Genomic DNA, 22,269 nt, shown 5'->3' on the forward strand with positions numbered 1-22,269 from the left:
TCTCCGCCGACGGACCGTGACGTAGCGTCAGGCGGATGACGGCACGCACCGCACCCACGGAAGAGAGAACACGACGCACCATGCGACGCCTCACCCGCACACGGCTGAAGTCGGCGGCCGGCGGCACGGCTCTCTGGGCCGCCTTCAGCACCGCGGGCGTCTTGTGGTCCCGAAGCCACCCGGTCTCGCCGATCACACTCCACCTGGTGCTTCCCATCCTGCTGCTGGCCGTCGCGGTCCTCCTCTCCGGGCGCCGGCCGGGAGCAGCCGTCTTCCTGGCCAACGCGCTGTGCGCCCTCGGCCTGACCGGTACGGCGAGCCCCGCGAACGCCTACGTCCTGGCGCTGGCCGGGCTCAGCTGCCTGCTGGGGGCGCGCACCGCCGAGGACCGCACCCCGCTGCTCGTGCTCGCCGGCTGCCTGGCGGTCGACCTCGCCCTCTGCGCCGTACTGCGGGCCCCCGCGGTGTGGTGGTTCTACACGATGACGGTGCTGCCCGCCGCACTCCTCCTGCCCTGGCTCGCCGGCCGCTACTGGCGCGGCCGGAGGGAGCTCGTACGGGGAGGATGGCAGCTGGCCCGCAGCCTTGAGGAGCAGCAGCATCTCGTCGCGGAGCGGGCGAGGCTCACCGAGCGCGCGGACATCGCCGCCGACATGCACGACTCGCTGGGGCACGTGCTGAGCCTGGTCGCCCTGCGCGCCGGAGCGCTGGAGCTCTCGCCCACACTCGCCCCCGAGGACCGCGCCGACGTCGCCGAGCTGCGCAGGACGATATCGGACGCCGTCGACCAACTGCGGGAGACCGTCACCGTCCTGCGTGACGAACCCCGCTCGGCGGGGGACCCGCCCGCTGCCGACACCGTCGAGGCACTCCTCGGCCGCGCGGTCGCCTCCGGAGTCCGCGTGCGCTGGGAGCGCGAGGGCCCCGTCCCCCCGCCCTCGTCCCTGATCGAACGGGCCGTGTACCGGCTGGTGCGGGAAGCGCTCACGAACGCAACCAAGCACGCCCCGGGCAGCACGGTACGGGTCACCATCACGCACGACACCGACCACACGCGCGTACGCGTCGTCGACTCCGGTACGCCCGAGGACGATTCGCCCGACGCCGGCTCGGCCGACCGCGGGCTGCCCGGCACGGCGGGCAGCAACAGCGGCCTTGCGGGACTGCGCGAACGCGTGACGGTCCTCGGCGGCACCCTGTGGACCGGCCCGTACGAGGGCGGCTTCCTGGTCAGTGCCACCCTGCCGCACCACACGGCCCCCCAGGCGGCACCACGGCACCGGCCCGACGAGGACACCTTCCAACCGTGGTCCCCGCGCGGTACGACGAGCGCTCGCGCGGAGGACGCGACCGGTGGCGCGGCACCCGAAGCGGCCCGCCGGCTGAGGCACGTACAGCGCAGCGCCCGCCGCCGGTTCGCGGCCGTCTTCGCGGCCCCGGCGCTGGCCGCGGTGGTCTTCCTCCCCGCGGCGGCCTATCTGGCCCACCAGCTCACCACGAGTGTTCTGCCGCCCTCCCACTACGAGGAGATGCGCGTCGGCCGGTCACGCGCCGACGTCGCCCACCTCCTCCCGCCCCAGCCCTTCCCGTACCCCCCGGACGAGGCCAGGGCCGCGCCCCGACCGCCCGGAACCAGCTGCGACTTCTACCGTTCGAGCGGCAGCCTCCTGGATCAGGCCGATCTGTACCGCCTGTGCTACTCCGGCCCCAGGCTGGTCGCCAAGGACACCCTCCCGGCGCGTACGGGGTGACCGACTGCTCCCCAGGACGGGGCCTCGGCCGAGCGCGGCAGCGGCTTCGGTTCAGAACCTGCGGATCACGCGCAGCGAGTCCGTGTACAGATCGCCCTTCTGCTCCGTGGTCGACTTCCTGCCGTTGAGGATCGACTTGCCTCCGAGGTCCGCCAGGGTCGGCCCGTTCGGCGTCTTGCGGCTGGAGACGAAACGCAGGCCGCCGTGCTGGTCCTGCCCGACGTAGATGCCGGTGTGGTCGATGACGCCCGCCTCGGTCTCGGGGTCCGCGGGGTCGGAGGCGGTCGCGTCGAAGTAGACGACGTCGCCGATCCGCAGCCCGGCGAGCGAGGGCGGCGCCGTCGTGCCCTTGGCCACCACCACACCGGGACCGCTGGCGGACTGGTGGCGTGATGTGCGGGGCAGGTTGCGGCCGTCGAAGTTCTCGTAGGCGACCATCGGGACGCCCAGATGGTGGCCGTAGACCATCCGGACGAAGCCGGAGCAGTCCAGACAACCCTTGAAGGCGGGATCCGCGGTCTTGGTCTCGCCGCTCGCGGTGAAGGTCCAGTCGAGTCCCATGTACTCGTGGAAGTCGGCGCCGATGTACCGCAGTCCGGCCGCGTCCGGCTCGCTGTACTCGGACTCGCCGACCACGGTCGCGCCCTGGAGCGCCGGGTCGGTCACGGCGGGGGCGAAGGGCCGGTACATGGAGGCGTACGCGAGCGCGTCGGGAGAGGTGTCGCCCGCCCACGCGCGGATCCGCTGCTCAAGCGCGGGCGTCCAGGCGCCGTCGAAGGGCGCCGGCAGCGTTCGTACCCAGGTGTCGTGGCAGATGACCGGCGGGTCGGCCCACACCGCCGAATCGACGTCGAAGTCGTAGACCCGGGCCTCCAGCGTCGTGGTACTGCCGGGGGAGGCGTACGCGCGGACTCCGAAGGTGCCCCCGGTGAACACCTTGGCCGGGTCCTTCTCGGGGTCGCTCAGGCTGTGGTGCCACGTGTCCGCGGGCTCGGCCGTGCCGTGCCGCCAGGCGCGGGCGCGCAGGAGGGTGCCGGTCTTCTCGACCCGTACCCACCAGTGGTCGAACGCGGCGAAACCGGTGCCGACCGTGACGGCCGCACCGAGGACGGTCACGCTGTTCGCCAGCGCCTTCTCGACGACGAGCTGGACCTCTCCGGCGGGGGTGACGATCAGCCGGGCCCGGTAGTGGTTGCTCGCGTCCGTGACCGCGAAGGTCAGGGCGAGCGAGGCGGCCGCGCCGGTCGGAACCTTGTCGAAGGAGAAGCGGGCGGCGGCGCTGACGTCCCCGACGGCCTTGTCGGGGAGCAGGGCGTGGCGGCTGGTACCCGCCTCGTTGACGTCGAGCCGGATGACGGCGCGGCCGCTCTCCAGGAAGTAGTTCGTGTCCGGGCCGTTGTACGTGGACCACTTGCCGCCGCCGGGGGAGGAGCCCCAGCCGTTCTGGCCGGCGGGCAAGGTCCGGGTGAAGGCGTCGGCGAATGGTTTCTTCTGCTCGGTGAACCAGCGCTTCGGCCCGCGCAGCGTGACCGTCGTGGCGCCGGTGGTGAGGGTGGCGAGCACCCCCTGGGTGTCGGACACCTCCAGCAGCGGGGGAGTGGCGGCGATCGTACGGGTGGTGAGCTCCCCGGCCGGGTGGGCGGCGAAGTGCCACGGGTCGCACGGGTCGGCCGCCATGGGAAGCCGGTCGGCGGGCCCCGCGGGCGTCGTGGGTCCGGCGGCCGCCGCCGTGGTCCCAGCCGTCGTGGTCTCCGCGGCGACGGCAGGCGTGGCGGCGAAGACGGACGGTGCGAGCGGCAGCGAACCGCCGACCGCCGCACCGGTCAGCGCGGCGAGCGCCGATCTGCGGCTCAAGGAAGACTTCGGCGTGGACATGCGGGTACCCCCCAGGGCGGTGACTGCGGTCACTGCTGTGACGACAGGGGGACCTTACCGGCGCACATCGCCCAGCCCGCGACCGGCCCGTACGACCGGCGGCCGGGACTCGCGGGCCGACGTGAACTGCCGTACGCGCGCGCCCCGTAGAGCTGTTGAACTCGGGATGGCCGGGCAGAGGAGTCCTATGAATGATCTTGACATCCTCGCCGTCGTCGGAGGGCTCCGCCCATGACCGTCCCCCGCAAGCCCGCCGGCCGCGCACACCAGAGGCAGGCGTTCAGCATCCGGCAGCTTCTCCTCTTCTTCGGCCTGTTGGCGATAGCCCTGTGTGCCGCGGGGCTTCTGGTGAAGGTGATGGTCAGGACGGCCGAACATCATCCCGTGCAGGCGGCCATCACGGTGGTGGCAATCGTCCTTCTGGCGATGTCGCTGAGAAGCGTCCGCAACCGTCGCAGGGCCCGCCGCGCGGTGGAGACATGGGCGGACATCCCCGATCAAGGGGAGGGGGCGACCGCCCATGAGGGCGTACTGGCGGGCGAGTTGGCCACGGAGGCCGACGCGGCACTGCCCCGCTTCGAGGCGGACGACTACCTGGCCATGGACCCTGACGGTTTCGAGCAGGCTGTCGCCGCGCTGTGCGCCCGCGACGGCTGTCTCGACGTCCAGGTCGTCGGCGGCGCGGGCGACCTCGGGGCCGACGTCACCGCCACCACGCCCGACGGACGACACCTGGTCATACAGTGCAAACGCTACGGACCGGTCAACAAGGTCGGCTCCCAGGACGTGCAGAGATTCGGCGGCACCTGCTTCGCGGTGCACGACGCGTCCGTCGCCGCCGTCGTCACCACGGGGGAGTTCACCCAGCCGGCGACGGAGTACGCCGAACAGTGCGGAATCCAGTGCTTCGACCACGAAGCCCTCGTCGCCTGGACGGAGGGCACAGGACCGGCCCCCTGGGAGGCCGCGCCCGCCCGTTAGGTGGGGCTCGCCCCAGCACGCTCCACCGGTCCGCCGCAGAGGAAAAGCGGTGGTCAGCGCCATGGGACGCCGACTCACGCCTCCATACGGTCATGGGCAGAGGGATCTCGCCGCGAGGTCTCGTCAACCAGGAGGACCAGCGCCACCATGACCACCTCACGACGCCGCACCGTGCTTGCCGTGATCGCCGGGGCCGCCGCCCTCACCGTGACGGCGACCGGTTGCGATCACTCCCCGGAGCCCGCCCCCTCCTCCGACCGTGCGATCCAGCAGCAGATCGACGCCGTCGTCGAGCAAGGGATCCCGGGGGTCCAGGTCGTGATCTCCGACCCGGAACGGGGCAGGCGCGTCCTTCGCGCGGGAGTGGGCGACACCGCCACCAGGGCGCCGATCACGGACGACGCGCGCGTGCGGATCGGCAGCAACACGAAGGCGTTCGTGGCGGCCGTCGTCCTGCAACTCGTCGACGAGGGACGGGTCGACCTGGGGAGGAGCGTGGAGCACTACCTCCCCGGAACCGTGAAGGGCAACGGGAACGACGGGAGCCGGGTGACGGTCCGTGACCTGCTGCGGCACACGAGCGGTCTGACGGACTACGTCGCGGCCGGCGGCACGAAGCCGCAGGACATCAAGCCGGGGCAGCTGCGGATCGGCGTCGACGAAGAACCCCTGGGAACGTACACGCCGGCCGAACTGGTGAGGATAGCCACCTCTCTGCCGCCCGGCCCGGGCGCCAAGGACAAGGCCGTCTACTCCAACACCAACTACATCGTGCTCGGCATGCTCATCGAGAAGGTGACGGGCAGCCCCGCCGAGGAGGAGATCACGACGCGCGTCATCGACCGGCTCGGCCTGAAGGACACCTATTTTCCCCGGCGCGGAGAGACCGGGATCCGCGGCCCGCACCCCCGGGGCTACCACCGCATCGGCGAGAAGCGGGTCGACGTCACCGACGGCGACGTGTCCTGGGCCCACACCGCAGGCGCCATGGTCGCGACCGGCGCCGACCTCAACACCTTCTTCACCGCACTGCTGCGCGGGGACATCGTCTCGAAGGACCGGCTCACCGAGATGAAGCGCACCGTGCCGCTCGACAGGGTTCCGAAGGACGGATACGGGCTGGGACTCGTCCGCGTGGGCAACTCCTGCGGGAAGGAGGTCTGGGGCCACGGAGGAGGGATCCCCGGGTTCACCACCTCCGGCGGCGTCGACCCGAAGGGCCGCGCGGTCACCCTCACGTTCAACCATGTGGCGATGACCAAGGAGGCCGGGGAGGCGGTGACACGAGCCGTGGACGCCGCGATCTGCGGTCAGTGACCGGAGCCGCCCCTCGCCGGCCCGGCTGCCCTCGCCGCCCCGGCCGGCGCGCCCGCCCCCACCGGCCATCGCCTCGCACCAGACGGCACCCATCGGACCAGGCCCCGGCCATCGCCACTCACCGAGACGGCAACCACCGGACCGGCCCGGCCCTCGCCACCCACCCGAGACGACACCCGGCCGACCGCGCCCCGCCAGGCCCGGCCTGTCCACCCCGGCACGTTGACAGGCGTCTGCCGAGATGTTGCTATAAGCGCTGCTCAGCCCGGCCCGCGCCGCGACGCGGGCCGCTCGGGCACCGGACCGGCCACCACTTCACCGGCCGGCCACCACTTCACCGGAACTCCACCGGGGCGGCGCCCCGAGACCAGAGCGAGGACCCATGCCGCAGCGCGCCGCGACCATCGTCGGCGGCGGGATCGGCGGTCTCGCGACGGCCATCGCCCTGCACCGCCGCGGCTGGCACGTCGAGGTGCTGGAACGGGCACCCGAGTTCACGGAGGTCGGCGCCGGCATCTCCCTCTGGCCGAACGCGCTGCACGCGCTCGAAGTGCTCGGACTCGCCGACGACGTGCGCGCGCTCGGCGCCGTCGAGACGGGCGGCGGCGTACGCGACCGGCGGGGCCGTCGGCTGTCCCGCACGGACAACGCGGAGCTGACCCGCCGCTTCGGCCACCCCCTGCTGGTCCTGCACCGCGCCGACCTGCTGAGGGTCCTCACCGATGCGCTGCCCGCCGACAGCCTGCGGCCGGGCAGCGAAGTGACCGCCGTCCGCGACGACGGCCGCGACCTGGTCGTCGAACACCGCGGCGGCCAGTCCCGGCCCGACCTCGTGGTCGGCGCCGACGGTCTGCGCAGCGCGGTCCGCCGCGCCCTGTGGCCCGACGCGGCCGGCCCCCGGTACGCCGGCTACACCGCCTGGCGCATGGTCACCGCCCCACTCGCCGAGCCGCCCCCCGAGGGCGCGGCGATCTGGGGCCGAGGGGAGAGATTCGGCTACACCGCGCTGCCGGGCGGACGGATGTACTGCTTCGCGACCGCGTCACTGCCGCCCGCCGGAGCAGCGTCCGGCCCCAGCGAGCACGCCCGCGAGCACGCCGAACTCCTGCGCCGGTTCGGCTCCTGGCCGGACCCCGTCCCCGCCCTGCTGGCGGCCGTCCCCCCGGACGCCGTCCTCCGGCACGACCTGTACGACCTGCCGCCGCTGCCCTCCTTCGCCCACGGCCGGGCCGCGCTGCTGGGCGACGCGGCCCACGCCATGACCCCCAATCTGGGCCAGGGCGCCTGCCAGGCCCTGGAGGACGCGGTCACCCTCGCCCACTGCCTCGACGGCGCCCCCGACGTGGCCGCCGCGCTCCGCTCGTACGACCTGCTGCGCCGCCCGCGCACCCAGGCCGTCACCCGCCGCTCCGCCCGGCTCGGCGCGATCGGCCAGTTGGCGTGGCCGCCCGCGGTGCTGCTGCGCGACACCGCGGCCCGGCTGACGCCGACGTGGGTGATGCTGCGCTCCATGACGCCGGTGCTCGGCTGGACCCCGCCCGCTGACGCGCGACCGGTCGGGCCGGTGACCGAGTGACCCCGACGACGGGCGGGCCGGGTGACCGAGTGACCGCGACGACGGAGAAGACGGAGAACGAGAGCCACTGATGCCGGACTGGACGTACCACCCGCTGCGCGGCCCGGCCGCCGCCCTCCTCGGCCAGCGCCGTTCGCAGCGAACCGCCCTGCGACTGCTGGCCTCGATCGGCTCCCGCCCGGCCGGCGCACGGCTGATCGCCCGGGGATTCGGCCACCGCCATCCGCCGAAGACGCTCGCCGGCGAGGTCTCCGGCGCACCCGTCTCCGTCCGCCTCGGCATATCCGTCCCGCCCTCGCTCGCCCGCGAGGCGATACGCGCCATGCCCCCGCTCGGCGCCGGTGTCGTCGAGGTGTCACCCGTCTCGGCGGCCGACGTGGACACCGTCCGAGCGGCCGCCGCCGGCCGCTCGATCCCGATGGTCGTCCACGCCCGCGACCCGGAGACCGAGGCCGCCCTCGCACCCCACGTCGACGGCTTCACCACGGGCGACGACCCGCCCATCCTCCGCGTGTCCGACCCGTCGGTCACCGCCGCGGCCGCCGCCCTCGACGAGCCCGGCGCCGTCGTGCTCGCCCGCCCCGAGGTCCTCGTGGCGGCCGGCCCCGGCTGGTTCGCACGGGTCACCGAGGCGGCCACGCCCACCGCGCCCGCTCCGGCGCTCCGGGACGTCGGCCCGGTGCTACGCGAGGTCGGCCGCGATCCCCGTCGCTGGCCCGCCTGGTGGTGGGCGCTGATCGTCGGGCTCGGGATGACGGGTGCCGGACTCGGCGCCGCGGCGATCACACTCGGGCCGGTGCTGCTCTGGTACGACCGCGACTACCTCGGCATGACGCTGGACGAACTGCATGCCGCCAACCACCACCTCGTGCACTTCCTCCAGCACGACCGGATCACCATGGCCGGCACCATGGTGGCGATCGGCGCCCTCTACACCGGCCTCGCCCTGGGCGGGATCAGACGGGGATGGCCCTGGGCCCGCGAGGTGTACCTGCTGTCGGGGGCGATCGGCTTCCCCACCCTGTTCTACTTCCTGGCCACCGGCTTCGTGGAACCCCTGCACACGGCCACCGCCCTCGTCCTGTTCCCGATGTTCGTGGCCGGGGTCCGCCGGACCCCGCACGCGCCCCGGTGGCGCCCGGCCCCCGAGGGGCCGGAGCCGGAGCGCCGACGGGCGCTGGTCGGCCAACTGCTGCTGATCGTCACCGGAGCGGGGCTCTTCGTCGGCGGAGCGGTGATCTCGGTGGTCGGTCTGACCGGGGTCTTCGTACCGGCCGACCTGGTCTTCCTGGGCACCAGTACGCAGACGCTGGAAGCCGTCAATCCCCGGCTCGTGCCGTTCGTCGCCCACGACCGAGCGGGGTTCGGCGGTGCCCTGATGGCCGCCGCGGTGGCCATCACCCTGCTCAGCGCGTGGGGCTGGCGGCGGGGCGAGACGTGGGTGTTCTGGAGCCTGGCCGCGGCGGCGGCCGCCGGCTTCCTGCCGGCCGTCGTCGTGCACGGCGCGATCCATTACACCGACTTCCTCCACCTCGCGCCGGTCTACTTCGGAATCGCCACGACCGGCACGGGCCTGCTGCTCGCGCGTCCGTACCTCTGCGCCAAGGCGCCGACGCCCCCGAGGAACTGACAGCCCGCCCGCCGTCCCTGCGGGGGCGCGCGGTGCTCCATGACCGTTCAGGCAGCGTCGCCGGCCGGCCTCAGTCGTCGCATGGGCTCGTTCAGCTCACGCTGGAAGAAGTCGATGAAGCCGTCGGGGTCCGGGCCGGCGTTCTGCATGACCAGCCGGTCGAAGCCCGCGTCGACGAAGCGCTGCGCCACCTCGGTGTACCGCGCCGGGTCGTTGCCGCAGGCGAACTTCTCGAGGATGTCCTCCTCGCGCACGGTCGTGGTCGCCGCCTCGAAGTTGACCGGGTTGGGCAGCTCGCTCATGACCTTCCACCCCGTGACCGCCCAGCGGGACGTCTCCAGTACGGCCTTCGCCGCCGTACGCTCGTCGGGCGCCCACGCCATGGGGACCTCGACATAGCCCGGCCCGTCCCCGCCCGCCGCACGGTAGTGGCGGACGATCTCCGGCTTGTCCTCGGTGGCGAACAGGCCGTCGCCCAGCTCTGCGGCGATACGCGAGGACGGCTCACCGCTCGCCGCCACCGCGATCAGGGGCAGCTCCTCCGGCAGGTCGAAGACCCGGGCGTCCTCCAACCGCAGATGCTTGCCCTCGTACGACTGGTACCCGCCACGCCACAGCAACCGGATGATCTCCAGCGCCTCCCTGAGCATCTCGTGCCGGGTGCGGACCGTGTCGGGGAAGCCGCGGCCGACGACGTGCTCGTTGAGCCGCTCGCCGGAGCCCACACCGAGGACGAAGCGCCCGTCCGAGAGGAGCGCGAGGGTGGCGGCGGCCTGCGCGATGATGGCGGGGTGGTAGCGCACGGTCGGGCAGGTGACGCCGGTGGCGAGCCCGATCCGCGAGGTCTTGGCCGCGATGCTGCCCAGGACCGTCCAGGCGAACGGCGAATGCCCCTGGTTGTCCAGCCAGGGATGGTAGTGGTCGCTGATCTCGACGAAGTCGAACCCCGCCCGCTCCGCGAGAACCGCCTGGCGTACCAGTTCCGCCGGGCCGAACGCCTCGGCGGCGAGCTTGTATCCGATCTGCACGTGTCGTACCTCTCCTCGATACGGGGACACCGCTTGTGTCCGCGCAGAGGTACCCCGGCCCCCGCGGCCCGTAACGGGGCGCGGGGGCCGGGCCAGGGGCGGAGGACAACCCATCCGGGCCGAGCGCGGTTGTGCTGCGGGTAGCGCCGACCGACCATGAGGTTACGTAAGAAGGCAGGTGCCATGAGCGCGGTGTACGCGGCCGAGGACGCCGACTTCCGCGGTCCTCTCGACGTGACGAAAGCGGCGACTGCCGTCCTGGACGCCGACGGTACGGTCGTCGGCTGGGGCCCGGCGGCCTACGCGCTGCTCGGGTACCCCGCGCACGAGGCGGTGGGCCGCCCCATCGGCACGTTCGTCGTCGACCGCCCCGACCCGCACCGCGCGGCCACGCCCATGCCGGGCGCGGCCGAGGCCTGGCATCACGTGCTCCACATGGGGCACCGGGACGGCCACGTCATCCGCGTGGCGACCGCGTCCCTTCCGCTCTCCCACACGGGGACCGGTCCCGCCCGGCTGCTGTTCCTGGCGGACGCCGACGAGACGGAGCGGTGGGAGGCGCTCCAGTCCATGCTCCGGGGCCTGGCCACCCAGTCGCCCGTCGGCCTCGCCATCTACGACACCGATCTGCGGGTCGTCTGGACCAACCGCGCCCTCTGCGACGAGATGGGGACCACGCGGTACACGGGCCGCGGCCCCGACGAGATGGTCACCGACGGTGAGGTCCTCTCCGACGGCTACCCGCCCACCTTGGAAGAGACCATGCGCCGGGTGCTCGCCACCGGCGAAGCCGTCATCGAGCTCCACTACAGCGGCCGCCCGCCCGTCGACCCCGAGCACGACCACGTCTGGTCCTGCTCGTACTACCGGCTTGAGGACGCGAACGGCAGCGCCCTGGGCGTGTGCGAGGAGACGGTCGACATCACCGACCGCTACCTCGCCCAGCAGCGCCTCGACCTCCTCGTACAGGCCGGCGGGCGCGTCGGCACATCCCTGGACATGACACGAACGGCGCAGGAACTCTCCGCCGTGGCGGTGCCGCGGTTCGCCGACAGCATCACGGTCGACCTCATCGACGTCGTCCTGGAGGGCGAGCAGCCTGCCCCCGGAACGGCCACCGTCAGGCGTTTCGTACGGGTCTGGGAACGCCCACCCGACCGGGCGGCGGCGGACACCGACCCGAATCGCCCCACCCGCACGGACCCGGGCGGCGACGGCGGCGTGGCCGGGGAAGGCGCCGCCGCCCCGGCCGGCGAAGGCGCTCCCGGCGCGGCCGGCCTCGCGGTCTCGGGCGGGCCTGCCGTACGGAGCGCCTACACCCGGATGGTCGACCACGCGCCGGACTCGATCCAGGCCCGTTGCCTGGCCGGCGGCCGCTCCGTACGGGAGAGCGGGACACGCGACGCGAGCGGCGCGCACGCGCGGCTCGCCGTGCCGCTGCACGCCGGAGCCGCCCCGCTCGGCGTCGTCACCTTCTGCCGCGACAACCACCCAGACCCGTTCGACTCCGATGACCTCCTCGTGGCCGAGGAACTGGCGGCCCGGGCCGCCGTCAGCATCGACAACGCCCGCCGCTTCACCCGTGAACACACCGCCGCCCTCACCCTGCAGCGCAGCCTGTTGCCCAGGAACCTGCCGCGGCTGACCGGTGTGGACGTCGCGCACCGCTATCTGCCGGCGGACAGCAGCGCCGGAGTCGGCGGTGACTGGTACGACGTGATCGCCCTGTCCGGTACGCGCGTCGGCCTGGTCGTCGGCGACGTCGTCGGCCACGGGGTGCGCGCCGCCGCCACCATGGGCCGGCTGCGGACGAGCGTCCGCGCGCTCGCCCGGCTCGACCTCCCGCCCGACGAACTTCTCGCCCGCCTCGACGAACTCATCACCCAGGACGCCCACGAGCAGGCCACGGTCCAGGCCGGGACCGACGACGCGGCACTCGGCGTGACCTGCCTGTACGCCGTGTACGACCCGGTGACCGGGCGATGCAGCATGGCCCGCGCCGGCCATCCGCTGCCCTCCGTCGTCGACCCCGCCACCGGGGCGGTCACCCACCCGGACCTGCCCGCCGGACCGCCGCTCGGCCTCGGCGGTCTGCCGTTCGAGAGCAGTGATTTCACCCTCCCCGAAGGCAGCGTCATCGCCCTGTTCACCGATGGGCTGGTCCAGGGCCGGGGCCGGGACCGCGACGCCGAACTCGACGCGCTGCACGGCATCCTCGCCGACCACCGGCACCCTCTGGACGACCTGTGCGACCGTGTCGTCGCCAAGCTGCTGCCCGGCCCCGTCGACGACGACGCCGCACTCCTCCTCGTACGCACCCGGACTCTCGACAGTCACGAGGTGGCCGCCTGGGAGCTGTCCGACGACCTCGAAGTGGTGGGCCGGGCCCGCGCGCTCGCCACCCGGCAGGTCGACGCGTGGGGACTGGACGGCGACCTCTCCTTCACCACCGAACTGGTCGTCAGCGAGCTCGTCACCAACGCGATCCGCTACGCCTCCGGCCCCATCCAGCTCCGGCTCATCCGCGACCGCGCGCTGATCTGCGAGGTCTCCGACACCGGCCACACCTCCCCCCATCTGCGGCGCGCCGGCAGCGAGGACGAGGGCGGTCGCGGTCTGTTCCTCGTCGCCCAGATGACCCAGCAGTGGGGCACCAGGTACACCTCCACGGGCAAGACGATCTGGGCCGAACAGCCGCTCACCTCACGCTGAGCGCGCAGCCGCCGCCCCCGCCGCGCTCCTCATGCCTCCCGCCTCGGCGGGCGAACGCCCGGCCGCCCCGCGCTCGGGTGCCGTCGCCGTCCGCGAATCTGCCTCCCTTCCTGCGCCACAAGCCGCGCGGGGTTGTCGAGTGCTGCTCGTACTCGAACCCCAGCCTCGGCTGTACCGGCGAGCGTGAGGACGCGATCGCCGCCCACACCACGGCGCCGGCCCGGTACATCACGGGCGACAGCCGGTACGCCAGGAAGTCGATCGAGCTGATGGACGCCTGGTCGGCGCTGACCGGGGACCACACCGACAGCAACGCGCCCCTGCAGACCGGCTGGGCCGGCTCCTCCTGGCCTCGGGCCGCCGAGATCGTTTCTGCGGCGGCGTCCTCGAGGCAGGCTCGGCCCGATCACCGAGGTCGGTTTCAACGCCCTGGCCCCCCGCATGGGGTACGGCATGACCAACACCCGGCGCCTGACCGAGCAGCAGCGCCCGGTCGGCACCAACAATCTGTTCGTGGCCTGGGAGACGCTCACCCACGCGGGCAACCCGCACTGACGACCGCCCGCCGGCCCCGCCGCTGAGCCCGACCGTCCACCCCCGTAAAGGCTGGTCAAAAGCTCTGGAGGGAAGGGCTCGATATCATCAGCGGATGAGAATGGATCCCGTGGCCGTGTTGTCCGACGCCGAGCACCAGCGCGTCTGGGACCGCTTCTCCGCGGAGTTCCAATTCCGGCCGGGCATGAGTCCGTTCACATGGCCGGCCATCAAGGAACCGGCCGATTCCGTGACGTGGAGCTTTGCCGCCCTCGACGACGATCCGGGTGACGAGGGTCTGGACCGCCTGGTCGAGGTGGTCCGCCGAGGCCTGGCCTCTGCTGTCGGCCCGCATGGGACGCTGCTCGCTCTCGATTGGCAGCACACGTCCTACCGGTTCGCCCCACAGGAGGTCGCTGGCGTTGCGCAGCGGGCATGGCCCCTGAGCCCGTACCCTGATGGTGACTACTACATCTATCTGTCGGAGGACTTCCGTACGGGCAGTTTCGGGCACCCGTGGGAAGAGTCCCTCTGCCTGTTCGGTCAGGCGTTCCTCGACTCCGTCGCCGCGGAGGTCGACACGGTTCTCGGGGCACCGATACGCAGGTCGGGCAGGCGGGAGGGCCCCGCGTAGGACGAGGTCGCCGACCCGGGGCGTCGCGGGGCGCCGGCTCCGCGGTGTCCCCGTACGAGTGACACCACTGCCCGGCCGGGCCCTCGCGCGCGTGCCGCCCCCCGACGTCGGCGAGACGTTCGCCCCCGCGCCGGTGCCCGCCCCCACCGCACTCGATCAGCGGATACGGCCATAGTGTTTGCGAGTGATGTCCCGGGGCGATCAGCAAGGCTGACGACGATGACGGCCAGGTCAGGCCAGGGAGGCACGGGCGATCGTGGAGGACCAGGATGTCGAGAGCGAATCCGCGCGCGGTGCGGCTTCGCCTTCCGAGCTGCCCGGCCGGCTCGAGGCGGCCGCGTGCGTCGTGGACGACTGCGGCGTCATCACCGCCGTGAACGCCCGCGCCGAGCGGCTGCTGAGGATCAAGGCCGCCGACGTCATAGGGCGTGACGCCCACGACCTCCTGCACCGTGACGGCCACGGCCAGCCGCTGGCCAGGGCCCGCTGCCGGGTCGAGGAAGCCGTCCTGGCCCGGCGTACGCAGACCGGCCGCGGCTGGTTCGAGCAGGGAGACGGGAATCTGACCGAGCTGTCCTGGTCGATCGTCCCCTGTGCCCGGTCCGCGGACTCCGGCGCGGACACGCTGATGATCTTCCACGACCCGGGCACCGGCCTGGCCACCTCCGAGGGAGCCGCGGAGACCGGCGCGACGCTGTCGGAGCTCGAGCGCCTGGCGCTGCTGGCCGAGACGACGACGCAGCTGACGTCGACCCTCGACAGCGAAGAGACGCTGCGCCGCCTGGTGCAGCTGGTGGTGCCCCGGCTCGCGGACTGGGTCGTGGTGGACCTGATCACCGAGGCCGACGAGGTGGAGCGGGTCATCGTCGTCCACTACGAGGACGACGCCCTGACCTACCGCGAGGACCTGCAGGGGCCGATGCCACCGGTCCCCGCCGAGTCACCGATGCCCCTGTCACGCGCCCTGCGGGGCGCCGCTTCCACGCTCGTGAGACCGGCGACGTACCAAGGGCCCCCGGACTCCGGCATCGCCATCGAACAGCGGCGGCTGTTCGAGGCGACGGGCATGCATTCGGCGGCGATCGCCCCGATAAGGGGCGTACGGGACGTCCTCGGCGCGCTCACCCTGGGACGGTCCAAGCGCCCGGACGCGATGACCCCCGCGGACCTGTCCCTGGTCGAGGACATCACCCGCCGTACCGGGCTGGCTCTGGACAACGCACGCCTGTACCAGCGGCAGCGTAAGGTCGCGGAGACGATGCAGCGCCACCTCCTGCCGCAGCTGCCTTCGATCCCCGGGCTGCAGATGACCGCCCGCTACGTCCCCTCGCCGGACGCCTCGCAGGTCGGCGGCGACTGGTACGACGTCTTCACCCTGGCCGACGGCACGACCGCGCTGGCGATCGGTGACGTCGTCGGGCACGACCTGGACGCCGCGGCGGGCATGGCCCAGGTCCGCAGCATCCTCCGCGCGTACGCCTGGACCCATCACGACCCGCCCAGCGCGATCGTGAACCGGCTGGACGAGTCGGCCATGCACATCGCCGGGGTCTCCATGGCGACCCTGGTCTTCGGCATCCTGGAACAGACCGGTGACGGAGCCTGGCACCTGGCCTGGACGAACGCCGGCCACCCGCCGCCGCTCCTGATCACACACGACGGGCAGGCCCGCTACCTCACCGAAGGGCACGGGCTGCTGCTCAGTACCGGCCTGACGGCGAAGCGGACCGACACACGCATCGTCCTTCCCCCGCAGTCGACGCTGGTGCTCTACACCGATGGGCTCGTGGAGAGCCGCGACCACTCGATCGACGACGGCCTGGAGCGGCTGCGCAAGCACGCCGCCTCCCTGGTGCACCGCCCGCTCGCCGCCTTCACCGACCTGCTGCTGGAACGCGCCCGCCCGGTCCGGAACAACGACGACGACATCGCCATCCTGGCCCTGCGCACCCCGGCCGCGCACGAGCCGAGCCCGCCCCGGTTGAGCGCTCCCTGACCGCCGTGGGGGAGGAGGGGCCGGTGTGACGGATGGAGGCGGCTGACCCACACTGGGATCATGGGCAGCGGCGGCGCCGGGTACCGGCCCCTCACCAAGGTCTTGCACTGGAGCGTGGTGGCCGCGTTCGCCGCGCAGTTCGCCGTCGGTTACCTCCTCGACGCCGACGAGTCGGGCCGTGGCCGTGGCAGAGGGCGGGGCGGTGGACCGGGGCGGGGGCGCGGCAGAGGAGACGGCGAGTACGCCGCCTTCGGGGACGACGCGCTCCTCACCGCGCACGTCCTCCTCGGTGTCACGATCATCGTGCTGGGCATCGTCCGGCTCGCCCGGCGGCGGCTGACCCCCCTGCCGCCCTGGGCGCCGACGCTGACGGCACGGGAGCGACGCCTCGCCCACGGCACCGAGAGCGCGCTGTACTGGCTGACCTTCCTCGTGCCCGCCACCGGACTGGTCCTGCTCGCCGCCGGCGACGATATCCTCCCGCTCCACATCTCCGCGCATATCGCCTTCTTCGCCGCGCTCGCCCTGCACGTCGGCCTGGTGCTCAAGCACCAGTTCGTCAACCGCGACCGGCTGCTGCAGCGCATGCTGTGACCTGGGGGCACAGGTCCCTCCCCGCACGGTGCGACCGCCTCCGTTGTCAGTGGTGGGCGACAGGATGGGCGCATGACGACGAACTCAGCTGTTGTGCTCGCCGACGCGCCCGCGTACGCCGCCGCTGTCGACCAGGCCGCGCAGGCCGCGGCCGCGTACTACACCACCGGCGAGAGCATGCTCGACGACGACGCGTACGACCGCCTGGTACGAGGGATCGCCGCCTACGAGGCCGAGCACCCCCACGGGGTGCTGGACGCCTCACCCACGGGCAAGGTCGCCGGCGGCGCCGCCGGCGGGGACATCCCCCACACCGTCCCCATGCTCTCCCTGGACAACGTGTTCTCCGCCGAGCAGTTCGTCACCTGGACGGCGTCGCTCGAACGGCGCATCGGCAGACCCGTCGCCGCCTGGAGCGTGGAGCCGAAACTCGACGGGCTGGCCGTCGCCGCGCGCTATCACGAGGGCCGGCTGGACCGGCTGATCACCCGAGGCGACGGCACCGCGGGCGAGGACGTGTCACACGCGATCGGCACCATCGTCGGCCTGCCCGAGCAGCTCGCCTCACCGGTGACGATCGAGGTGCGCGGCGAGGTCCTCATGACCGCCGAACAGTTCGAACAGGCCAACACGGTGCGTACGGAGCACGGCGGCGCCCCCTTCGCCAACCCGCGCAACGGAGCGGCCGGCACACTCCGCGCCAAGGACCGGCCCTACCGCGTCGAGATGACGTTCTTCGCGTACGGCGCGATCCCGCTGCCCGACTCCGGCGAACTCACCGCCACCCTGACCGAACTCCCGCACAGCGAGGTCGTCGCGTACGTCGCGGGACTCGGCGTACACACGGCGGCGGCCACGGACGTGGCACCCCGCACTGTCACCACGGCCGAGGAGGTGCAGACCCGGGTCGAGGAAGTCGCCGCGCTGCGCGCCTCGTTGCCGTTCGGGATCGACGGCATCGTGATCAAGGCGGACCTCGCCGCCGACCAGCGGGAGGCGGGCTCCGGCACACGGGCGCCGCGCTGGGCCATCGCGTACAAGCTCCCGGCCGTCGAGAAGGTCACCCGCCTCCTGGGCGTCGAGTGGAACGTCGGCCGTACGGGCATCATCGCGCCGCGCGCCGTCCTCGAACCGGTCGAGATCGACGGATCGACCGTCAGCTACGCGACCCTGCACAACCCGGCCGACATCACGCGACGGGACCTGCGCCTGGGCGACCGGGTGATGGTCTACAAGGCCGGCGACATCATCCCCCGCATCGAGGCGCCCGTCGCCCATCTGCGCACCGGCGAGGAGCGGCCGATCGCGTTCCCGGAGACGTGTCCGCGGTGCGGCTCCGCGATCGACACCAGCGAGCAGCGCTGGCGGTGCACGCGCGGGCGTGACTGCCGCCTGGTCGCCTCCATCTCGTACGCCGCGGGCCGCGACCAGCTCGACATCGAGGGCCTCGGCTCCACCCGGGTGGTGCAGCTCGTCGACGCCGGCCTGGTCGCCGACTTCGCCGACCTCTTCACCCTGCAACGCGAGCAGCTGCTCGCCCTCGACCGGATGGGTGAGACCTCCACGGACAATCTGCTGGCCGCCATCGACACCGCCCGCAGCCGCCCGCTGTCGCGGGTGTTCTGCGCCCTCGGAGTACGCGGCACGGGGCGCTCCATGTCCCGGCGTATCGCCCGGTACTTCGCCACCATGGACCGAATCGTCGCCGCCGACGCGGAGACGCTTCAGCTCGTCGACGGGATAGGCAAGGAAAAGGCGGCGGGCGTGGTCTCGGAGCTGGCGGAGCTCGCCCCGCTGATCGAGAAGCTGGTGAACGCGGGCGTCAACATGACGGAACCCGGCGCGACACCGCCGCCGGAGCCGGGCACCGACCCGGATACGGAACCGGGCGCCGAGAGCGGTGAAGGGACGTCGCAGAGGCCTCTCGCCGGGATGACGGTGGTCGTCACCGGAGCCATGACCGGCCCGCTGCAGAACTTGTCACGCAACCAGATGAACGAGCTGATCGAGCGGGCGGGCGGGAAGTCCTCGTCCAGCGTCTCCCAGCGCACGAGCCTCCTCGTCGCGGGCGAGAAGGCCGGCTCCAAGCGCACCAAGGCGGAGGACCTCGGGGTCCGGATCGCGGCACCCGACGAATTCGCCCAGCTCGTCGAAGCGTTCCTGCCTCTGGAGGTCTGACGGACCGCACACCGGGAAAATCGCGGGCAGTGCGCCCACCACCCGTCCTATCGTGTACCGCTCGCTGCCGTCCACACCGGACGGCCCGACAGGAGAGGCGGCCGAGTGCCGGACACGTACGAGATCATGCTGGACGCCGAGCTGAACAAGGCGTTCGACGTATGGTCCGGCTATCTGGACGCCCGCACGGCTGAGGACCCCGAGGCCCGGGCCCGACTACGCTCCACGTTGGAGTCGGCCCGCGCGGCCGCCGCCGAGGGCGACCCGGCGTCCGCGCGCGCCCTGGTGGCGGACATGTACGACGACGCCCGGGAAGCCGGCCTTCCGTGGGCGCCCTCGCCGCCCAGCCTCTGCGAGGCCGACGCCCAGGCGCGCGACTACGCCAAGGACGAACTGCGGCAGGTGCTTCCTGTGGGCCTGCGCGAGGAGCTCGACACCATCGCGCTCTTCCTGCGTGTCACGGGCCGCCGCCTTCGGGCAACCCCCGGACTCTCCACCGCCACCTGCCAGGACATCCGGTACATCACCGCCCGCGCGGGGATGGCCCTCGACCTCGCCCATCCGACAGCGGCGCGACACGAACTCGAACGCCTCAAGGCGATCGCGCGACGCTGCGGCGTGGCGCCCTGAGAGCCGGGTGCGGTGGCCGGCCTGTCCGAGCGCTCACCACCCGCACCCCGCCGCCGAGTTGGTCGACGCCCCTTGACCTCTGCCCGGGGAGCAGTCCCTTTCGGGTTTGACCGCCGGAGAAGCGGCAAGCCGAACTGTCGAGCGCTCTGCAAGCAGTGACGAACAGCCAGCCAGGAGACACGATCCAGGAAGGCAGCCATGTCGACCCTGACCACAGTCCTCATCATCGCGGCGTTGGTCGCGGTGGTGCTGGCGGCCGGTGTCGCGTTCCGGGCCCGTTCGGGCACGGGTAGCGGCACGCGCTCTCTCAAGCGGCGCTTCGGCCCCGAGTACGACCGCACCATCGAACGCCACGGCGGAAACACCGAGGCCGCCCACCGTGACCTGCGCGAGCGGGTCGAGCGGCACGGACACATCCGGCCGCTGCCGCTGGAACCCGCCGTCCGCGAGCAGTACGACGCTCAGTGGACCACCCTCCAGGAGCGCTTCGTCGACGCCCCTCGGCAGGCCGTCGCCGACGCCGAACAGCTCCTCGCGCGGATCGCCGCGACCCGGGGCTTCCCGGCCGCCGACCGGCACGACGAGCAGCTCGCCGCCCTCTCGGTGCACCATCCCCGCCACGTGGAGGGCCTGCGTACGGTACGCCGGACCGTCCACTCGGGGACCGCGTCCACCGAGGAGCTGCGCGAGGCCCTGCTCCACGCACGCGCCCTGTTCGAGAGCCTGACGGCCGCCGAGCCGGCGTGGGGTGGCAGGAGTCGTCCGCACACGGCCTCCGCACGAGGCCGTGGGCACCTGCTCAAGCCGAAGGGAAGTGGTGCCTGATGGCGCGCGAGAACCGGGACCAGCGGGCAGAGGGCCGTACCGGAGACCACCTGCGGCACAAGCCCCCGGCCCCCGCGTACCGGGACTCGTCGGGCGCCGCCGGCAACGGGCCGGACCGCACGGCGGGTGGGGGCGTCCCCTTCGAGGCGGCGCAGGCCCAGAACACCGGCCGCCCCGCACCGTCGGCGCCCCCGTCGCCACACGCGCCACCGGTCACCGGCAACCCGCCGACACCGCTGTCCGCGTCACCTTTGTCCGCCGAACCGTCCGGCGACCCCGGCGCCACGGGCCGGAACGACAGGAGCCCTAAGCAGGCTCCCGCCGCGACCCCCGCCGCGCCGCGCGGACGGCAGACGACGGACCCGCTCACGTACGACGGCCACACCTCCGGGTCGGGCCGCGAGTCGGGTGACGACGGCAGTGGCGACCTCGACGCCGGCGGTGACCTCGACGCGAACGGCGCGCGCCACGCATCCGGCCCGGACGGGAACCGTCCGCTCGGGCTGTTGCTCGGCGACGCCGACCGTGACCGGCTGGGACAGCGCCTGCACCACGCGCTGGCCGCGTTCGTCGACTCGCCGCGCAGCTCGGTCGCCGAGGCGGCCGAGGTGCTCGACGAGGTGGAGGAGCAGCTCATCGCCTCCCTCCGGGACCGTCGCGCCGCGTTGCGGGCGGGCTGGCAGGGAATCGGCGATTCGAGCGACCGGGGCGTCGAAACCGAACAGCTCCGGCTCACCCTGCGAACCTACCGCGAGGTGACGGAACACCTGCTCGGCGCATGACCCCGGCGCCCCTTCCGCCGGCATGGCTGTGGCCCCCGTGGATCACCACGGGGGCCACAGCCATGCCGGTCGACCGATGGCGCGCCACGCGGGTCGACGGTCGGCTCCACTCTGTGGGACGGTCCGTCCGTTCAGGCCTCGGAGCGGGACGACCGTTCGTCGCATTCGACCCCGCCGCCCTCGCCCTGGCCCTCGCCGTCCCCGCCCCGGGGAGCCCGGCCTTCGCCGAAGCTCCATGCGTCGATGTCGCGGTAGCGGATCGGCCCCGGGCCGCGGCCGAAGTTGCTGCCGACCAGGTGCAGGCGTTCGCTCTGCCAAGGCCGGCCGGTGAATCCGGCGAGTCCCGCAGCCGCCTCCACCACGCTGTCGGGGTCGTCGCGGCGGGAGCGCGCCAGCGTCAGATGGGGACGCAGGGGGCGGTCCGCGACGTCGACCCCGCAAGCCTTGACGACGGCGCGGACCTCGGTGGCGAGCAGGTGCAGCCCTTCGAGGTCCCCGTCGATCCCGCTCCACAACACCCGTTCGTCGAAACACCCGGAGCCGCGTAGTGCCAGCCGCAAGGGCGGACGCGCTGCCGCCAGGCGTGCGAGCGGTGCTCGCAGGAGCGGAACGGTGGTGACGGGCAGCTCGCCGAGAAACGCGAGCGTGATGTGCCAGTCCTCGATACGGTTCCACCGCATGTTCGGGTACGCGTCGTAGGCGGACCGCAGCTCCCGCGCCAGTTCTTCCTTCGCTTCGTCGGGCGGGGCGAGAGCTATGAAGACGCGGACGGTCGAGGTCTGAATTTGTTCGTTCACAGAGACTTCGTACACCACCGGCTCCCGGCTCCGGCCGGAGGGCGCTTCGCCGGACCTCTCGTACGCGAAGACTTTCCGGCACCGGGCCCGGAGAACCGCTACCTCCTGTGGCCGGCCGTTCTCGGACTCAGCCGCGCATCGCGATCCATGTGGTGGCCGCGACGGTCAGGGCCACGGCGCTCAGCGCGAGCGCGAACGTGCGGCGGCGGAGCATCTCGTACCGCTGGCTGTACTCGGCGCGGAGCTCCGCGGCCCGCTCGACGGTCGATCGGAGCATCTGCAGGCGGAGGGCGAGGTGCTGGTCGGCGAAGCGGCGGGCGACTTCGTCCTGCTCCAGGGGCCCGAGCCAGGACAGGCTCCGGGCCAGGTCCTCACTCATCTGCTTCACCTCCTGCCGGATGGCCTGGCTCATGAGGTAGCCCTCGAGGC

Annotated in this window: 17 protein-coding genes and 1 pseudogene; 14 read left to right on the forward strand and 4 right to left on the reverse strand. The window is 72.8% G+C overall.

What is annotated here, in order from left to right:
* The first annotated feature begins 206 nt into the window (after positions 1-206).
* Positions 207-1,751, forward strand: a complete 1,545-nt coding sequence (locus tag ACIRB4_RS24170) for a sensor histidine kinase (protein WP_403294227.1) — start codon at positions 207-209, stop codon at positions 1,749-1,751.
* A 51-nt stretch (positions 1,752-1,802) separates the two neighbouring features.
* Here ACIRB4_RS24170 and ACIRB4_RS24175 read toward each other — a convergent pair whose 3' ends face one another.
* Positions 1,803-3,605 carry a hypothetical protein gene (locus tag ACIRB4_RS24175; RefSeq protein ID WP_403294228.1) on the reverse strand — a complete coding sequence of 601 codons (1,803 nt, stop codon included), beginning with the start codon at positions 3,603-3,605 and terminating at the stop codon, positions 1,803-1,805.
* A gap of 252 nt (positions 3,606-3,857) precedes the next feature.
* On the opposite strand from ACIRB4_RS24175, the gene ACIRB4_RS24180 reads away from it, so the two are divergent.
* The 4 genes from ACIRB4_RS24180 to ACIRB4_RS24195 all read left to right on the forward strand — a co-directional run bounded on the left by ACIRB4_RS24180 (position 3,858) and on the right by ACIRB4_RS24195 (position 9,130).
* Complete coding sequence (locus ACIRB4_RS24180) at positions 3,858-4,607, forward strand: restriction endonuclease (protein ID WP_403294229.1); 750 nt, start codon at positions 3,858-3,860, stop codon at positions 4,605-4,607.
* A gap of 147 nt (positions 4,608-4,754) precedes the next feature.
* Positions 4,755-5,924 carry a serine hydrolase domain-containing protein gene (locus tag ACIRB4_RS24185; RefSeq protein WP_403294230.1) on the forward strand — a complete coding sequence of 390 codons (1,170 nt, stop codon included), beginning with the start codon at positions 4,755-4,757 and terminating at the stop codon, positions 5,922-5,924.
* 382 nt (positions 5,925-6,306) lie between these two features.
* Positions 6,307-7,500, forward strand: a complete 1,194-nt coding sequence (locus tag ACIRB4_RS24190; protein ID WP_403294231.1) for an FAD-dependent monooxygenase — start codon at positions 6,307-6,309, stop codon at positions 7,498-7,500.
* 70 nt (positions 7,501-7,570) lie between these two features.
* On the forward strand, positions 7,571-9,130 hold the full coding sequence (locus tag ACIRB4_RS24195; protein ID WP_403294232.1) for a hypothetical protein: 1,560 nt from the start codon (positions 7,571-7,573) through the stop codon (positions 9,128-9,130).
* Positions 9,131-9,177: 47 nt separating this feature from the next.
* Here ACIRB4_RS24195 and ACIRB4_RS24200 read toward each other — a convergent pair whose 3' ends face one another.
* Positions 9,178-10,158 carry a TIGR03557 family F420-dependent LLM class oxidoreductase gene (locus ACIRB4_RS24200; protein WP_403294233.1) on the reverse strand — a complete coding sequence of 327 codons (981 nt, stop codon included), beginning with the start codon at positions 10,156-10,158 and terminating at the stop codon, positions 9,178-9,180.
* Between the two features lie 183 nt (positions 10,159-10,341).
* Between ACIRB4_RS24200 and ACIRB4_RS24205 the strand changes: the two genes are divergently transcribed.
* From ACIRB4_RS24205 to ACIRB4_RS24245, 9 genes and pseudogenes are all read left to right on the forward strand, one after another.
* Positions 10,342-12,870, forward strand: coding sequence for a SpoIIE family protein phosphatase (locus ACIRB4_RS24205; RefSeq protein ID WP_403294234.1), 2,529 nt, complete (start codon positions 10,342-10,344; stop codon positions 12,868-12,870).
* A gap of 119 nt (positions 12,871-12,989) precedes the next feature.
* Positions 12,990-13,425: pseudogene (locus ACIRB4_RS24210) on the forward strand (hypothetical protein); the annotation flags it as partial.
* A 100-nt stretch (positions 13,426-13,525) separates the two neighbouring features.
* Entirely contained in the window at positions 13,526-14,038 is a 513-nt protein-coding gene (locus tag ACIRB4_RS24215) for a DUF2716 domain-containing protein (protein WP_403294323.1), read from the forward strand.
* Positions 14,039-14,294: 256 nt separating this feature from the next.
* On the forward strand, positions 14,295-16,034 hold the full coding sequence (locus ACIRB4_RS24220; RefSeq protein ID WP_403294235.1) for a SpoIIE family protein phosphatase: 1,740 nt from the start codon (positions 14,295-14,297) through the stop codon (positions 16,032-16,034).
* 60 nt (positions 16,035-16,094) lie between these two features.
* Positions 16,095-16,628, forward strand: a complete 534-nt coding sequence (locus tag ACIRB4_RS24225; RefSeq protein ID WP_403294236.1) for a cytochrome b — start codon at positions 16,095-16,097, stop codon at positions 16,626-16,628.
* A gap of 72 nt (positions 16,629-16,700) precedes the next feature.
* Positions 16,701-18,806: an NAD-dependent DNA ligase LigA gene (ligA, locus tag ACIRB4_RS24230; RefSeq protein ID WP_403294237.1), complete on the forward strand. Its 2,106-nt coding sequence runs from the start codon at positions 16,701-16,703 to the stop codon at positions 18,804-18,806.
* 105 nt (positions 18,807-18,911) lie between these two features.
* Positions 18,912-19,436: a hypothetical protein gene (locus tag ACIRB4_RS24235; protein ID WP_403294238.1), complete on the forward strand. Its 525-nt coding sequence runs from the start codon at positions 18,912-18,914 to the stop codon at positions 19,434-19,436.
* A gap of 198 nt (positions 19,437-19,634) precedes the next feature.
* Positions 19,635-20,261 carry a hypothetical protein gene (locus ACIRB4_RS24240; RefSeq protein WP_403294239.1) on the forward strand — a complete coding sequence of 209 codons (627 nt, stop codon included), beginning with the start codon at positions 19,635-19,637 and terminating at the stop codon, positions 20,259-20,261.
* Complete coding sequence (locus ACIRB4_RS24245) at positions 20,261-21,043, forward strand: hypothetical protein (RefSeq protein ID WP_403294240.1); 783 nt, start codon at positions 20,261-20,263, stop codon at positions 21,041-21,043. The genes ACIRB4_RS24240 and ACIRB4_RS24245 overlap by 1 nt, the downstream gene beginning before the upstream one ends.
* 131 nt (positions 21,044-21,174) lie before the next feature.
* Here ACIRB4_RS24245 and thpR read toward each other — a convergent pair whose 3' ends face one another.
* On the reverse strand, positions 21,175-21,840 hold the full coding sequence (gene thpR / locus ACIRB4_RS24250; RefSeq protein ID WP_403294241.1) for an RNA 2',3'-cyclic phosphodiesterase: 666 nt from the start codon (positions 21,838-21,840) through the stop codon (positions 21,175-21,177).
* 127 nt (positions 21,841-21,967) lie between these two features.
* Entirely contained in the window at positions 21,968-22,252 is a 285-nt protein-coding gene (locus tag ACIRB4_RS24255; protein WP_403294242.1) for a hypothetical protein, read from the reverse strand.
* Positions 22,253-22,269: the final 17 nt, after the last annotated feature.

It is taken from the genome of Streptomyces sp. NPDC093600 (assembly GCF_044764755.1).
Taxonomy (GTDB): domain Bacteria; phylum Actinomycetota; class Actinomycetes; order Streptomycetales; family Streptomycetaceae; genus Streptomyces.